General features: G+C 71.6%; 11 protein-coding genes. 7 read left to right on the top strand and 4 right to left on the bottom strand.

What is annotated here, in order from left to right; translation table 11 throughout:
- Positions 1-3: 3 nt before the first annotated feature.
- Positions 4-2,235: a tetratricopeptide repeat protein gene (locus FB465_RS03730; RefSeq protein WP_246192482.1), complete on the bottom strand. Its 2,232-nt coding sequence runs from the start codon at positions 2,233-2,235 to the stop codon at positions 4-6.
- 201 nt (positions 2,236-2,436) lie between these two features.
- Between FB465_RS03730 and FB465_RS03725 the strand changes: the two genes are divergently transcribed.
- Positions 2,437-2,976: a hypothetical protein gene (locus FB465_RS03725; protein ID WP_145787568.1), complete on the top strand. Its 540-nt coding sequence runs from the start codon at positions 2,437-2,439 to the stop codon at positions 2,974-2,976.
- A gap of 91 nt (positions 2,977-3,067) precedes the next feature.
- Here FB465_RS03725 and FB465_RS03720 read toward each other — a convergent pair whose 3' ends face one another.
- Positions 3,068-3,925, bottom strand: coding sequence for a LysR family transcriptional regulator (locus tag FB465_RS03720; protein ID WP_145787566.1), 858 nt, complete (start codon positions 3,923-3,925; stop codon positions 3,068-3,070).
- A gap of 69 nt (positions 3,926-3,994) precedes the next feature.
- Between FB465_RS03720 and FB465_RS03715 the strand changes: the two genes are divergently transcribed.
- On the top strand, positions 3,995-4,900 hold the full coding sequence (locus FB465_RS03715) for an EamA family transporter (RefSeq protein ID WP_211785716.1): 906 nt from the start codon (positions 3,995-3,997) through the stop codon (positions 4,898-4,900).
- A 40-nt stretch (positions 4,901-4,940) separates the two neighbouring features.
- Here FB465_RS03715 and FB465_RS03710 read toward each other — a convergent pair whose 3' ends face one another.
- Together FB465_RS03710 and FB465_RS03705 are read right to left on the bottom strand one after the other, a co-directional pair.
- The gene (locus FB465_RS03710; protein ID WP_145787562.1) at positions 4,941-6,266 is read right to left on the bottom strand and encodes a cytochrome P450 family protein; all 1,326 of its coding nucleotides are present in this window, start codon (positions 6,264-6,266) and stop codon (positions 4,941-4,943) included.
- Positions 6,267-6,399: 133 nt separating this feature from the next.
- A complete protein-coding gene (locus FB465_RS03705; RefSeq protein WP_211785715.1) occupies positions 6,400-7,347 on the bottom strand; it encodes an alpha/beta hydrolase in 948 nt (315 codons plus the stop codon).
- Positions 7,348-7,609: 262 nt separating this feature from the next.
- Here FB465_RS03705 and FB465_RS03700 point away from each other — a divergent pair, with 262 nt between their 5' ends.
- The 5 genes from FB465_RS03700 (at position 7,610) to FB465_RS03680 (ending at position 14,512) form a co-directional block, all read left to right on the top strand.
- The gene (locus tag FB465_RS03700; protein WP_145787561.1) at positions 7,610-9,232 is read left to right on the top strand and encodes an AMP-binding protein; all 1,623 of its coding nucleotides are present in this window, start codon (positions 7,610-7,612) and stop codon (positions 9,230-9,232) included.
- Between the two features lie 67 nt (positions 9,233-9,299).
- Complete coding sequence (locus tag FB465_RS03695) at positions 9,300-9,785, top strand: acyl-CoA thioesterase (protein WP_145787559.1); 486 nt, start codon at positions 9,300-9,302, stop codon at positions 9,783-9,785.
- Between the two features lie 146 nt (positions 9,786-9,931).
- Positions 9,932-12,304, top strand: coding sequence for an oxidoreductase (locus tag FB465_RS03690; protein ID WP_145787557.1), 2,373 nt, complete (start codon positions 9,932-9,934; stop codon positions 12,302-12,304).
- Positions 12,305-12,344: 40 nt separating this feature from the next.
- Positions 12,345-13,394 (top strand): carbon-nitrogen hydrolase family protein, encoded by a 1,050-nt coding sequence (locus tag FB465_RS03685; RefSeq protein WP_145787555.1) that lies wholly within the window; start codon positions 12,345-12,347, stop codon positions 13,392-13,394.
- On the top strand, positions 13,391-14,512 hold the full coding sequence (locus FB465_RS03680) for a cupin domain-containing protein (protein ID WP_145787554.1): 1,122 nt from the start codon (positions 13,391-13,393) through the stop codon (positions 14,510-14,512). Before FB465_RS03685 ends, FB465_RS03680 begins: the two co-directional genes overlap by 4 nt.
- Positions 14,513-14,558: the final 46 nt, after the last annotated feature.

Here is a 14,558-nt window from a genome sequence, read left to right as displayed (position 1 = left end):
TCGCTACTGCGCTTTGGGCGGGCTGGTGTCCGGTTCCAAGCCGTATCGCAGTACCTGCTGCCATCTGGGCTCGAAGGCGTGGGTCTCGGCCAGCGACGTCAGGGCGAAAGTGTCGCCGGCGTCGGCAGCTTGGCGGGCGAGCCGTTCGGCTTCCTGATAGTCCCCGGCCGTCTCCCGCATCAGGGCCAGTTCCCTGAGAGCGCGGACGATGCCGGTACTGGCAGCCTGTCGATACAGCTGTTCCGCTTCCCGAAGATCTCCCACCCGCTTCCGCAGGCTTGCCAGGCCGGTCAGAGCGATCCGGCTGCCGGAGGCGGCGGCCTGCCGGTACAGCCGTTCCGCTGCCCGATAGTCACCGGCTTGTCCCCGCATCACGGCCAACCTGGTGAGCGCGCTTGTACTCCCTGAATCAACAGTTTGCCGGACGAGCCGTTCCGTTTCCTCACGATCGCGGGCCATCCCCCGTATCTCGCCCAGCCGTCTCCGGGCGCTCGCGTCGCCTGCGTGAGCAGCCTGCTGGTAGAGCTGTTCGGCTCCCTGATGGTCTCCGGCCTGTTCCCGCATCGCGGCCAGCTTGGTGAGCGCGCTTGTATCGCCGGCGTCAAAGGCTTGCCGGTACAGCCGTTCTGCTGCTCTGTGCTCTCCGGCCCGCTCCCGTATCTCGGCCAGGCTGTTGAGAGCGTCGTTGTCGCCGGCGTCGCATGCCTTCTGGTACAGCAGGGCCGCGTGCCAAAGGCGCCATCGTGCGTGGGCGGCGTCCGCGAGGGCTCTGAGGTCGGACGCGTTGCGTATGTGGTTGGCGGCGGCGGTCCAGAAGGCGGCAGGTGGGCAGAGCATGCGTCGGGCCGCTTGACCGTGTTCTTCGAGATAGTCGGCGAGTCGGACCACACCGGGGATGGTGCCCATACCGACGGGGTGTGGGATGCCCTCCAGGGCTGCAACGACGTCCTTGACCTTGGTACGGGCGTAGGCCAGGGCGTGGGTGAACCAGCTGCCGGGATCAGCGGCAGCGCGTTGCGCATCGGTGAGGTAGCCGACGGCCGCCTCTTCGAGCATGGCGAGAGGGATCGGGTCGGTGACGCCGAGCCGACGAGCGTCGATGGCAGCGCTGATGACGGCCTGGCCGTAGGGTCCGTGAGGGTCGGTCGGATGTTGGTAGTGGTGGACCAGGTCCGGTCCGGCGGCCAGAATCTGGGTGACAGCCGGCGCTCCGGTGCGCTGGGCGAGAGCCAGCGAGGCATCGCTGCGGGCCAGGTCGCGCAGAATGTCCAGGTCGTCGTCGGTGAAGGCCGCCGGGATGTCGGTGCGGTGCGCCTGCGCGAGCAGGCTTCTCGCGTGCGGGTGCGGGCCCACCGTGCCGTAGGCGGTGAGCTCTTGGTGGTAACGCGGCCACAGCGTAGCCACGATGACTGCCGGGCCGGGGTGGTCCAGCCTGCGAAGGAGTGCGGCCGCGGAGGTTTCCCCAGCAGGCCCGTACAAGAAATTCTGGGCCTCGTTCAGCCACAGCACGGTCCGCGGGCCGACGGCGCCGGCGGTCAGCGCCGCCAGCAGGCTGTCCGGCCCGGTGGGGAAGATCAGCTCCCAATCGGACAGGGCCGCCCGTACGGCCTCGTAGGCGGTGCGCGTCTTGCCTGAGCAGGATGCGCCGAGCACGACTACCAGCGATGTATCGCCGGCGGCGGCGACGTCGACAAGGTGTGCGCGCAGCTCTGCGTCATGCGGCCGGGGTACGTAAGCGGGGAGTACGAACCCCTGTTGGGGAGTGGTTGCCGCCCGCCCGGGCACGGCGGGGTGGACACCGAGTCGGCGCGGGGACCACTGCCCGAGCGGTCGCGGCTTATCGGGCAGCGCCGCCAACGTTGCCAGGCGCTCGTCATGAGTCAGCACCCTATGGGCCTGGGCGCGCTGGACTCCATCGCGGACGGGCCGCGTACGCCGGGCGGCCTCGGCCCGGTACACCTCATGCAGGCGACCCTCGTCCAGCAGAGCCTTGGTCTCTTCATCGAGCAGGCCGCGGCGGTAGGCCTCAGCCTGAACTTCGCGCAGTACGGCCCTGATCGGATCGAACTCCTGGGGGAAGCGGTTGCCTCGTAACCAGTCGCCGACCGTTGTCGGCCGCACCTTCGCCTTCTCGGCGAGGGCACGATCGGACGGCTGCCCCCCGAGCCGTTCCTTCTTCAGTTTGCCGAGTCGGCGCAGGCTGTCAAAGAAACCGTCCTCGTCCCCATGCTGCACTGGCGCACCATGCGGCGCGGTACCGCGCAGCGGGCCGGCACGCATTCGTGACGATCACAGATGTCGGAATCCACTGGGGATTTCTGAGCCGAGGAGAGAGACTGCGACCATGTGTTCCAGCTCCGTCCCCGACCGGCGGCAACCTGACGGCGAGAGTTCACTTCCTCCGACTGTCGCCTCCTTCGCCGAGGAGCATCGCCGATGAGCCGGTCTGCGATCCCGGAGCTCGCCTGGTGGTACGAGGATCCGGAGCGCTGGGAGCTGCTGGAGTTCGACGGGCAGAGTGATGAGGACGGTCTTCCTGCGGACGCCCGGTGGGAAGATCGGCAGCAGGTTCTCGAAGCTCTCGTCCAGGACCCCGAAGCGCGCCAGGGGGACTTCGCGCGGTACCTGCTGGTCCAGGAGACTCGGTGGCACGGGCATTGCTGGGGGTTCTGCCACAGCATCGAAATCGCCGCCCTGCTGGTGGCCCAGGAACGGCAGGTCGATGACGTCTGGCTCCTGTGGGCGGCCGTGTGCCGGAGCTTCGACACCTGGTGCGGTCTGCCGCACCGCTTGCTGCTCGCGGCTGGTGTGGCTCGCACTGTCGGCCACGTCAGCGGCTCGGATCACCCGCAGCGGGACAACCTGTTGGAACACCTCCGGGGTCTGCCTGCGAGCACGGACGGCGACGTGGAGCGGGAGATCAGGGGCCGGCTCGAGTACTACAACGAGGTCCTCGGCGAGTCGGCCGGCCGGTGATGCGTCCGCATTCACGCACGCCTGTACCCGCTGACCCGCCCGTCCGGCAGGGTTGAACCGGCGCGCGCCAGTGCCCTCGGGGGCTGCGTTGCTACCGGTGGTCGCGGTACAGGTCGCTGAGGAGCGCGACCGCGGCGTGGGTGGCGGGGTGCGGGTCGTGCGGGCGCCAGATGACGTGGACGGGGACGGGTGGCGCGTCGCGGACCCGCCGGTAGGCGATGCCGTCGCGGCGGTACTGGGCCACCGTGCCCTCCGGGGTGACGCCGACGCAGCGGCCGGTGGCGATCGCGGCGAGCCAGTCGTCGATGTCGCGGGTGTGTTCCAGTGAGGGGCGGGCGTCCTCGGGCCACAGATCGACGGTGGTGGTGCCGGTGCGGCGGTCCACGACCAGGGTGCGTTCCCGGATCTCGTCCAGGGTGACCGTCCGGCGGCGGGCCCAGGGGTCGTCGCCGGCCATGGCGCAGTACCGGCGCTCGTGGCCGACGAGGGCGTGGGCGTAGCGGCGGGTGTCGGGGGTGGCGCGGACGACGGCGAGGTCGCACCGTCCTTCGGCGAGGCCGCCGGTGGGGGTGTTGGCGCGGATGAGGTGGACTTCGATGTCGGGGTAGCGCTCGGCCCAGCGGCGTTGGAACTCGGCGGTGTGGCGGCCCATGGCCGACCAGGCGTGGCCGATCGTCAGCTGGGTGTGGCCGGTGGCGGCTTCGCGGATCAGGGTGTCGGCATCGGCGAGCAGGTGGCGGGCGCGGGCGAGGACCTGGACGCCGGCGGTGGTGGGGGTGACGGTGCGGCTGGTGCGGTGCAGCAGCCGGACGCCCAGGATCTTCTCCAGGGCGAGCAGGGTGCGGGAGACGGCGGCCTGGGAGAGGCCGAGTTCGGTGGCGGCGTCGGTGAAGCTGCCGGTGTCGACGATCGCGACCAGGCAGCGCAGGTGTCGCAGCTCCATATCCATGACTCCAGCGTATGGATAACGGCGCACATGCATTTTGCGTATGGGTCCGGCGGGCGGATCCTCTCCGGCATGACGACGCAGGCACAGGTATCGCGGCTCGACGGCGACGCCCCGCATGACGCGGGCTCTTCCTCCGGACGGCCGGCGGGGATGGCGATGATGTTCGGCAGCGGCCTGTCGAACCAGGTCGGCGCGGCTGTCGGGGCTCTGGCGTTCCCGCTGATCGGGCCGGTGGGTGTGGTGGCGGTCCGTCAGTGGGTGGCCGCGGTGGCCCTGGCGGCGGTCGGCCGGCCGAGGCTGCGGTCCTTCACCTGGGCTCAGTGGCGGCCGGTGCTGGCCCTGGCGGTGGTGTTCGCCACGATGAACCTGTCGCTGTACACCGCGATCGACCGGATCGGGCTGGGCCTGGCCGTCACCCTGGAATTCCTCGGCCCGCTGTCCGTGGCGCTGGCGGCGTCCCGCCGCGCGGTGGACCTGGGCTGCGCGCTGCTCGCCGGGGCCGCCGCCGTGGTCCTGGCACGCCCGCAACCGTCCACGGACTACCTCGGGATCGGGTTGGGCCTGCTGGCCGCGGTGTGCTGGGCCTCGTACATCCTGCTCAACCGTACGGTCGGCGCACGTGTGCCGGGGGCGCAGGGGCCGGCCGCCGCCGCGGTCGTCTCCGGCCTGCTGTACGTCCCGATCGGACTCGTCCTCTTCGTCCACCGCACACCGTCCGCCGGTGCCCTGATGCACGCGGCCACGGCAGGCGTCCTGTCCTCGGCCGTCCCGTTCCTCGCGGACCTGCTGGCGCTGCGCCGGGTCCCGGCCAGGTTCTTCGGCCTGTTCATGAGCGTGAATCCGGTCCTGGCCGCCCTGGTCGGTCTCGTCGTCCTCGGCCAGGCGCTGGGATGGGTGGAGTGGGCCGCCATCGCCGGGATCGTGGCGGCCAACGCCCTCTCGGTACTGGCCGCCGCTCGCCGCACGATTCGGTGAGATGAGTCGTGGGCCGGCCGGTCCACGCGAGCCGCCCTACTCACAGATCCAGGCTCCACCAGGCCCAGTTGGTGGTGCGGGGCTTCCGGCCGGTCTCGTCGGGGTCCTCGTTCTCGGCAGGCTTCAGTGGTGCGGTTTCCGGCTCCGGTTCGGGCACCGGCCGGGGCGGTGGTGCCGTAGGGGGGAAGTGGACGGGAAGTGCGGTGAGGGCGCGGGCCCAGGGGGACGGGCGCCAGAGGAGTGCGGTCGGCTCGACGGCCAGGCGCATCGCCGGTACGCGCAGCAGCAACCGCTCCACGGCGCTCTCGGCGATCAGGCGGGCGGGGTCCCTGGCCGGGCAGGCATGGGGGCCGGCTCCCCAGGCGAGGTGGGCCCGATTGACGGTCGGGGTGGGGGAGTTCGTGCCGTGGTGGGCGGCCGGATCCGCATTGGCGGCGGCCAGGGCGAGCACGAGCACGTCTCCGCGCTGGATCCGACGGCCGGCGAACGTCAGGTCTGAAGTCGCCCAGCGGGCAGCCACGTTGTGCACGGGCGGATCGGCCCACAGGGCCAGCTCCAGGGCGTCCGAGACGGTCGAGCGGCCCGCAGCGACTGCGGCCAGGAGACGGGGCCGGGACAGCAGGTGCACCAGGGTGTTGCCGATGAGGCCGGTGGTGCTCTCCAGGCCGGTCAGCACCAGGACGGTCAGTTGGTGGACCAGTTCTGCCTCGCTCAGACCGGCAGCGGTCTGCAGGAGCCAGGACGGGATGTCCTCGGCCGGGTTGGTGCGCCGTGCGTCGATCAGCCGCAGGAGCGATGCCTGGAGATCGTGGTCGGCCGCCCGGGCTTCGGAGGCGGAGTCGACGACCTTGCTGACGAGGGTGTGCAGCGTCTCGCCGTCGCTGTCGCGGATGCCGAGCAGCCGGGTGAACGCCAGGGAGGCCACGGGACGGGCGAACCGGCCGACCAGGTCCGCCTGCCCGTGCTGGAGCCAGGCGTCGATGAGGGCGTCGGCCGCGGTGGCGGTGACGCGCCGCAGTCGCTGCCGGTCGATCCGCTGGAGTACGTCGAGGACGGTCTGCCGCAGCCGCAGGTGCGCCGGCCCGTCCTGACGGGTCAGGGCGGGGCGCGGGCCGACCATGGGCAGCAACGGCGAGTCCTGGGGCAGCCGGCCGCCGGCGGTGGCATGCCAGTGGCGGGCGTCGCTCGAGAAGAGCTCCACGTTGCGGGCGACGGCCAGTGCTTCCTGGTAGCCGAGGACCAGCCACGCGGGCACACCGGGCCCGACTTCGACGGGCGCGATCGGACCCCAGCGGGAGCGCAGCCGGGCGTAGAGGCCGTGCGGGTCCCGGGCGAAGTCGGCCCCGTACAGCCGGGCGGGTGGCATCTGCCCGGTATCGGTCGTCGGCCGGGGAGGCGGAACGTAGGACACGGTGTCGGGCTCCCGGTCAGATGGTGCACAACGGGCCGGCGTCGGCCAGGACAGTGCCCTGGCCGACGCCGGCGGGCCGTCCGCGAGGTCAGCGCGCGGCGCTCAGGTGGCGGGCGAGGAACTCCACGCTCTGCTCGACGATGGCGGGGATCTCCTCGGAGCCGAGGAAGATGTGGTCCGCGCCATGGACGGGTACCAGCTCCACGGACGCGCCCTGCGCGGTCAGGTGCTCGGCCAGCCGCTCGCTCTGGCTGTAGGGCACGAGGTTGTCCTCGGTGCCGTGGACGAGCAGGAACGGCGGGACGACCGACGGCACGTGGTTGACCGGGCTGGCCGCGGCGGCGAGATCGGGCCGGTCGGCGGGTGAGGCGCCGAGCAGCGCGGTGTACGGATCGCCCACGGCCGGCACCTCCAGCCCCGCGGATCCCGCGAGAGCGGGAAAGGCGGACGCGGCCGCGCCGATGTCGGACACCCCGTACCAGTCGACGGCGCACAGGACGGCGGTGCTCCCGGCCGGGACGCCTTCGGCGCCCTCCAGCCGGCCGTCGGCGGCGCCGGCGTCGGTGAGTGCGGCCATGGCGGTCAGGTGGCCTCCCGCGGACTCGCCGAACACGCCGATGCGCTCGCCGTCGATCCCCAGCTGCGCGGCGAAGTGCCGTACGTAGCGGATCGCTGCCTTGACGTCGTGCAGCTGTGCCGGGAAGGGCGCCTCCAGGCTGTGCCGGTAGTCGATGGTCACCACGGCCATGCCGGCGTCGAGGATCGAGCCGAAAAGCAGGTCGACGGGCACGGTCGGCGGCGGGTAGCGCCGGTCGCCGTCCATCCAGCCGCCGCCGTGGATCCACACGACGGCCGGCACCGGCGCGGTGCCGGCGGGGACGTGCACGTCGAGCAGGCGCGGCCGGTAGCCGAAGGTCCGGGCGTAGGTGACCCCGTCATACCTGAGCACGCCGTCGTCCGCGCTGTGCGGCGGCGGTGGCGGGAGGAATGGCGGCGGCGGCCAGCCCGTGTCCTGGTCCTGCAGCGGCTCGGTCAAGGTGGCTCCTCGGGTACGAGATGGGCGGAGGGGTGCTGGCACGGTAACACGTGTAAGCGACGAGATCCAGGCACCGGGACGAGCTTCGGTGGATCGAGGCGGAGTGGCCTCAAAGGCCCTTGTGGGCCGGTCAGTTCGCGCTGCATCCGCAGCGACGGGGGTGGCGGGACGATTTACCACGTCGAAATATGTAGAAGTCTTGACTGTCGTCAGTATGGCGACATACTTACCTCACTCCCTGCTGACCCGAGAGGTGCCGCCCATGGAGCTGTCCCCTTCCGCCCATGTCGACACGTTCTGTCGCGACCGTCTGCCACCGGCCGAGCAGTGGCCGGAACTCCTCTTCGACCTGCCCGAACTCCGCTACCCGGACCGCCTGAACTGCGCGCGTGTCCTGGTCGACGACGCCGTCGAGCAGTGGGGCCCGGACCGCCGCTGCCTGCTCACCCCCACCCAGGAGTGGACCTACGGCGACCTCCGGAGCTGGTCCAACCAGGTCGCCCAGGTGCTCACCGAGGACCTGGGCCTGCTGCCGGGCAACCGCGTCCTGCTGCGCGGACCCAACAACCCCTGGCTGGTGGCCTGTTGGCTCGGCGTACTGAAGGCCGGCGGCGTCGTCGTGACCACGATGCCGCTCCTGCGGGCTTCCGAGATCACCTCCCTGCACGAGATCAGCAAGCCGGTCGTGGCCCTGTGCGACCACCGCTTCCTCGACGCGGTCGAGGCGGCCGACACGCCGGGTCTCGTGGCCGTCCCCTACGGCGGCGGGGGAGCGGACGACCTTGCCGTGCGCTGCGCCGCCAAGGACGGCGTCTTCACCGCGGTCGACACCGCGGCCGACGACGTGGCGCTGATCGCCTTCACCTCCGGCACCACCGGCCGCCCCAAGGCGACGCTGCACTTCCACCGGGACGTGCTGGCCAACGCCGACACCTTCTCCCGGCACATCGTGCGGCCCGAGCCCGACGACCTGTTCGCCGGTACGCCGCCGCTGGCGTTCACCTTCGGCCTCGGCGGCCTGGTGGTCTTCCCGCTGCGCGTCGGCGCGGCCACGCTCCTGGTGGAGCAGGCCACCCCCGACCAGCTCTCAGCGCTGGTGGCCGAGCACAAGGTGAGCGTGCTGTTCACCGCGCCGACCGCCTACCGGGCGATCCTCGCGGCAGGCCTGGTCGAGCGGCTACGCGGACTGCGCCGCTGCGTCTCGGCGGGCGAACCGCTGCCGGCGGTGGTCTGGGAGGCCTTCCACCAGGCGACCGGACTCCGCCTGATCGACGGCATCGGCGCCACCGAGATGCTGCACGTGTTCATCTCCGCCGCCGACGGCGACATCAGACCGGGCGCCACCGGCAGACCCGTGCCCGGCTTCCGGGCGACCGTCGTGGACAAGGACGGCGCCCCGGTGCCCGACGGGCAGCCCGGACTGCTCGCGGTCAAGGGCCCGACCGGCTGCCGGTACCTGGACGACGAACGCCAGAGCGTGTACGTGCGCGGCGGCTGGAACGTCACCGGCGACACCTACATACGCGATGCCGACGGCTACTTCTGGTACCAGGCCCGCAGCGACGACATGATCGTCTCCTCCGGCTACAACATCGCCGGACCCGAGGTCGAGCAGGCCCTCATCGCCCACCCCGACGTCGTCGACTGCGCCGTCGTCGGCGCTCCCGACGACGGCCGCGGCACGATCGTCAAGGCCTACGTCGTCCTGCGCGAGGGCGTGGCCGCCGACGCGCAGACCGTGAAGGCACTGCAGGACTTCGTCAAGCAGACCATCGCCCCCTACAAGTACCCGCGCGCGGTCGAGTTCGTCGAAGGTCTGCCCCGCAACTCCAGCGGCAAGCTGCACCGCGCCGAACTCCGGCGCTGGGCGCACAGCGGCCGCTGACCCGCATCCCCCCGCCGCCCCGATCCGCGTCCGCTGGCGGCAGATCCAACCGATGAGAGGCACCGTCATGGAACACCCCGCGCCCCGGGAAGCCGAGCCCGCCGAGCCCACGGCAGGGGACCACCCCGCCACCCCGGCGCTGCCCAGCGTGGTGATCGAGCGCAAGGTCGAGTGGTCGGACACCGATGCCGCCGGCCACTACCACTTCTCCTCCGTGCTGCGCTGGGCCGAGGCGGCGGAGGCGGTCCTGCTGAGCCGTCTCGGGCTCGGGGCCCTGTTCGGCAGCATCCCCCGGGTCCACTTCGAGGCGGACTACCTGGAGCGGCTGTGGTTCGGGGACCTCGTCCGCGTCGAGTTCCGGGTCCACAAGGTCGGCACGTCCTCGCTGCACTACACCTTCGACGTGCACGGCCCCAACGGCCCGGCCGCCACCGGGCGGACGTCGGTCGTCCACTCCGCCGCGACCGCCAAGGGCGCGGCCCCCTGGCCGGAGGAGACGCGCAGGAGACTCACCGAGTCCGGCCCGCAGCGCCCGGAGTCCTACACCGGCTGAGTGCGCTCGCGGCGGCTGTCCACGGGCCCGGACAAGCCCCCGTGCGGGCCCGAGGCCGCTGCCTGGAGCAGAAGATATAGCGACTGGTTGACGGTCGCCAGATTTACGCAATACATTGAGTTTCACGGAACCACTGGAGGACCTTCATGCGCGTAGCAGTCATCGGGGGAGGGCCCGGCGGCCTCTACTTCGCCGCTCTGGCCAAGCAGCTCTCCCCGGCGTGGGACATCACGGTGTGGGAGCGCAACGCCCAGGCGGACGCGTTCGGCTTCGGAGTCGTCTTCTCCGACGAGACGCTGGACGGGATCGCCCAGGCCGACCCCGAGGTGTTCGCCGCGATGTCGGCCCAGTTCGCCCGGTGGAGCGACATCGACGTCTGCTACGGCGGCCAGACCCGCACCTCCGGCGGCCACGGGTTCGCCGCCCTGGACCGCAACAGGCTGCGCGCGATCCTGCAGGAGCGCTGCGCGGCCCTCGGTGTCGAAGTGCGCTACAGCACCGAGGCACCGCCGGCGGCCGAACTGTCCGCCGCCTACGACCTGGTGGTCGCGGCGGACGGCGTACGCTCCCTCACCCGCGAGACCTATCCCGACAGCTTCGGCACCGATCTGGACGAGCGGACCTGCCGCTACATGTGGCTGGCCAGCGACCGGGTCTTCGAGGCGTTCACCTTCATCGTCGAGCAGCGGGACTTCGGTGCCCTGCAGGTCCACGCCTACCCCTTCGACGACAGGCGCAGCACCTTCATCGTGGAGATCGAGGAGGAGGCCTGGCGCCGGGCCGGCTTCGAGGCCCTCGCCGACCGGGAGTTCGCCCGGGGCGAGAGCGACGAGGCGAGCGTCCGCCGGTGCGAGGAGATCCTCGCCGACCACCTCGGGGGCCACCGGCTGATCCCGAACGCGTCGAAGTGGATCCGCTTCACCACCGTGCGCAACGCCTCATGGCGGCACGAGAACGTCGTGCTGCTCGGCGACGCGGCCCACACCGCGCACTTCTCGATCGGGTCGGGCACCAAGCTCGCCATGGAGGACGCCCTCGCGCTCGCCGCGAGCCTGCACGAACACCCCACGGTCGCCGAGGCGTTGGCCGCCTACGAGGCCGAGCGCAAGCCGGTCGTCGAGTCCACCCAGCGGGCCGCCCAGGCCAGCCTGGAGTGGTTCGAGAGCATCGGCCGGTACACCGGCCAGGGCGTCGACCAGTTCGCCTTCAACCTGCTCACCCGCAGCCGCCGCGTCACCTACGGCAACCTGCGTGAGCGCGACGCCGCGTTCGTCGACGCGGTCGACGTCGCCTTCACCGACGGCGGCGCCCCGGTGCCGCCGATGTTCCAGCCGCTGCAGCTGGCGGGCCTGACCCTGCGCAACCGGATCGTGGTGCCGCCGCTGGCGAGCTTCACGGCCGTCGACGGTGTGCCCGGCGGGTTCGAGCACGCCCAACTCGCCGCCCAGGCCCTCGGCGGAGCCGGCCTGGTCTTCGCCGGGATGACGGCCGTCAGCCCCGACGGCCGCGTCACCGCGGGGTGCCCCGGTCTCTGGACCGACCGTCAGGAGGCCGGCTGGACGTCGATCGTCCAGGCCGTCCGCACGGTCTCCGACACGCCGCTGGGTATCCAGCTCACTCACGCCGGGCGCCGCGGATCCACCACGGTTCCCGGTCCGGACGGGGTCGGCCTGCCGTTGGGTGGGGAGGGCTGGCCGACCCTGGCCGCTTCGGCGCTCGCGTGGGACGACGCGTACCCCCTCCCGCGCGAGGCCACCCCCGTGGAGTTGGCGGCCGTCGCTTCCGACTTCGCCGAGGCGGCGGCCCGGGCCGACCGGGCGGGATTCGACGTCCTGGAGCTCCAGTTCGGCCACGGCCACCTGGTGTCCGGCTTCCTGTCGCCGCTCACCAACCACCGCACGGACGCCTACGGCGGCACGCTCGAGGGCCGGCTGCGCTTCCCGCTGGAGGTGCTGGCGGCCGTCCGCACCGCTTGGCCCGTCGGCAAGCCGCTGATCGTACGGATCTCGGCGGGCGACTGGGCGGAGGGCGGCACCACCGAGGCCGAGGCGGTCGAGATCAGCCGGGCTCTGGCCGCCGGGGGAGCGGACGCCGTGGATGTGTCCACCGGCGAGGTCGTCGCGCATCAGCGGCCGCCGTACGGACGCAGTTACCAGACCCCGTTCGCCGACCTGATCCGCAACGCGACCGGCATCCCCACCATCGCGGTCGGGGCGATCTCCACCTACGACGACGCCAACTCGATCATCCTCGCGGGCCGTTCGGACCTCGTCGCGGTGGGCCGGGCCCACCTGTGGGACCCGCTGTGGACGTTGCACGCCGCAGTCGAGCAGGGCTACGCCGGGCCGGGTGCCCGCTGGCCCGAGCCGTGGCGGGCCGGCAGCCGTAAGCCCGCCGGTCCGCGTGCCGACCGCGTCCCGCCACGCCTGCAGCTGCTGCGCGAGGAGGCCGCCCCGGTCCGCAAGCGGTGGCTGCCTTCCCGCCCGCCGCGGCCGCTCGCGGTCACGGCCTCCTGCTGACCCGCCCGCTCGCCCTTCCGATCCGGAAACGGAGGAACTGATGGACCTGCCCTGCTTCACCGCGGCCGCCGTCCAGGCGTCCCCGGTCTACCTGGACGCCGCCGCGACCGTCGACAAGGCCGTCTCCCTGATCGCCGAGGCGGCCGGCCACGGCGCCTCGCTGATCGTCTTCCCCGAGGTGTTCGTTCCCGGATACCCGTACTGGAACTGGACGATGAACCCCGTCCAGGGCTCGCCCTGGTTCGAGAAGCTGTACCGCTCCTCGATCGACCTGCCCGGCCCGCACGTGGACGCCCTCCGTGACGCCGCCCGCAGGCACGGCGTCACGGTGGTCATCGGCGTCAACGAGCGCGGCGCGCACAGCCTGGGCGTCCTGTACAACACCATGCTGACCATCGGCTCCGACGGTGAACTGCTCGGCGTACACCGCAAGTTGGTGCCCACCTGGGCCGAGAAGCTCACCTGGACCGGCGGGGACGGCAGTTCGCTGAAGGTCCACCGGACCGAGATCGGCCCGCTCGGGGTGCTCGCCTGCGGGGAGAACACCAACACCCTCGCCCGCTTCACCCTCCTGGCTCAGGGCGAACTCGTCCACGCCGCAAGCTACATCGCGCTGCCGGTCGCTCCGGAGGACTACGACATGGCGGACGCCATCGCGGTCCGCACGGCGGCGCACTGCTTCGAGGGCAAGGTCTTCTCGGTGGTGGCCTGCTCGACGATCTCGGGGGATATCGTCGATCAGGTCGCCGGCGAGGACGCGGAGATCCGCAAGATGCTCGCCCGCCCGCGCAGCGCCCTGTCCGGCATCTTCGGCCCCGACGGCCGGCCCGTCACCGAACCGCTGATCGACGACGAGGGCATCGTCTACGCCGAGATCGACCTCGCCAAGTGCATCCAGCCCAAGCAGATGCACGACATCATCGGCCACTACAACCGCTTCGACGTCTTCCAACTCCACGTCGACAACCGGCCGCGCAGCCCGCTCGCCTTCGCCGGCGACCCCGCCGCCGCGCCGCCGTACAGCACCCCCGGCGACGGCCTGAGCCAGGCCGCCTCCCGCCCTGACACCCCGTCCAAGGAGGAAGCGTGACCGACTACGACGACACCCGGCTGGGACGCGCCCGAGTTGCGGACACCCCCGAACTGAAGGCCTACTACGACGAGTTGGCCACCCTCGACGCGGGTGCGCTGTGGACGGTCGCCAACGACATCGAGCCCTGGTACCCACAGCCTCAGTCCGTGCCCGTCCTGTGGCGCTACCGGGACCTGCGCCCGCTGGTCCACAAGGCGCTGCCGCTGGTCAGGGCCGACGACGCCGGCCGCCGGGTGGTCATGCTGGTCAACCCCGGCCGCAAGGACGTCAGCGCGGCCGTCGGCCTGCTCTACACCGGCCTGCAGATCATGGGCCCCGGCGAGGCCATGACCGCCCACCGCCACCAGGCCGCCGCCCTGCGCTTCGTCCACGAGGGCACCGGCGCCTGGACCATCGTCGACGGCCAGAAGCTCAAGGTCGGTCCGCGCGACTTCGCCATCACCCCCAACGGCACCTGGCACGAGCACGGGAACGAGTCCGACGACGCGCCCGTCATCTGGCAGGACGGCCTGGACATCCCCCTGGTCAACGCCCTGGACGCGGGCTTCTACGAGGTCCACCCCGAGCTGAACCAGGTGCCCGGAGAGGTCGTCAACTCCTCGGTGCTGAGCTACGGCGGCAACCTGCTCCCGTACGGCATGGAGAAGTGGACCCGGCCCTACTCGCCGGTCTTCGGCTACCCCTGGGAGCCCACCTACCAGGCCCTGCTCAACCTGGCCAAGGCGAGCGAGGGTTCCCCGTACGACGGCGTGATCATGGAGTACACCAACCCGCTCACCGGCGGCTCGGTGATGCCCACCATGGGCGCCCACATCCAGCTGCTGCGCCCCGGCCAGGCCACGAAGGCCCACCGCCACACCGGCTCGGTGATCTACACCGCGGCCAAGGGCAAGGGCGTGTCGGTGATCGCCGGGCAGCGCTTCGAGTGGCAGCAGGGCGACATCTTCTGCGTCCCGTCCTGGGCCTGGCACGAGCACCGGAACCTCGACGCCTCCGAGGACGCCTGCCTGTTCTCCTTCAACGACTTCCCGGTGATGCGCTCGCTGAGCTTCTCCCGCGAAGAGGCCTACGCCGACAACGGCGGCCACCAGCCCGTCCAGCCGGACGGCCACTAGACGGTGCCGCCGCGCAGTCACGAACGGTCCGGGCCCACTCGAGGGC

The sequence above is a fragment of the Kitasatospora atroaurantiaca genome, from assembly GCF_007828955.1.
GTDB classification, from domain to species: domain Bacteria; phylum Actinomycetota; class Actinomycetes; order Streptomycetales; family Streptomycetaceae; genus Kitasatospora; species Kitasatospora atroaurantiaca.
This window is presented reverse-complemented; position numbering and strand designations above follow the sequence as displayed.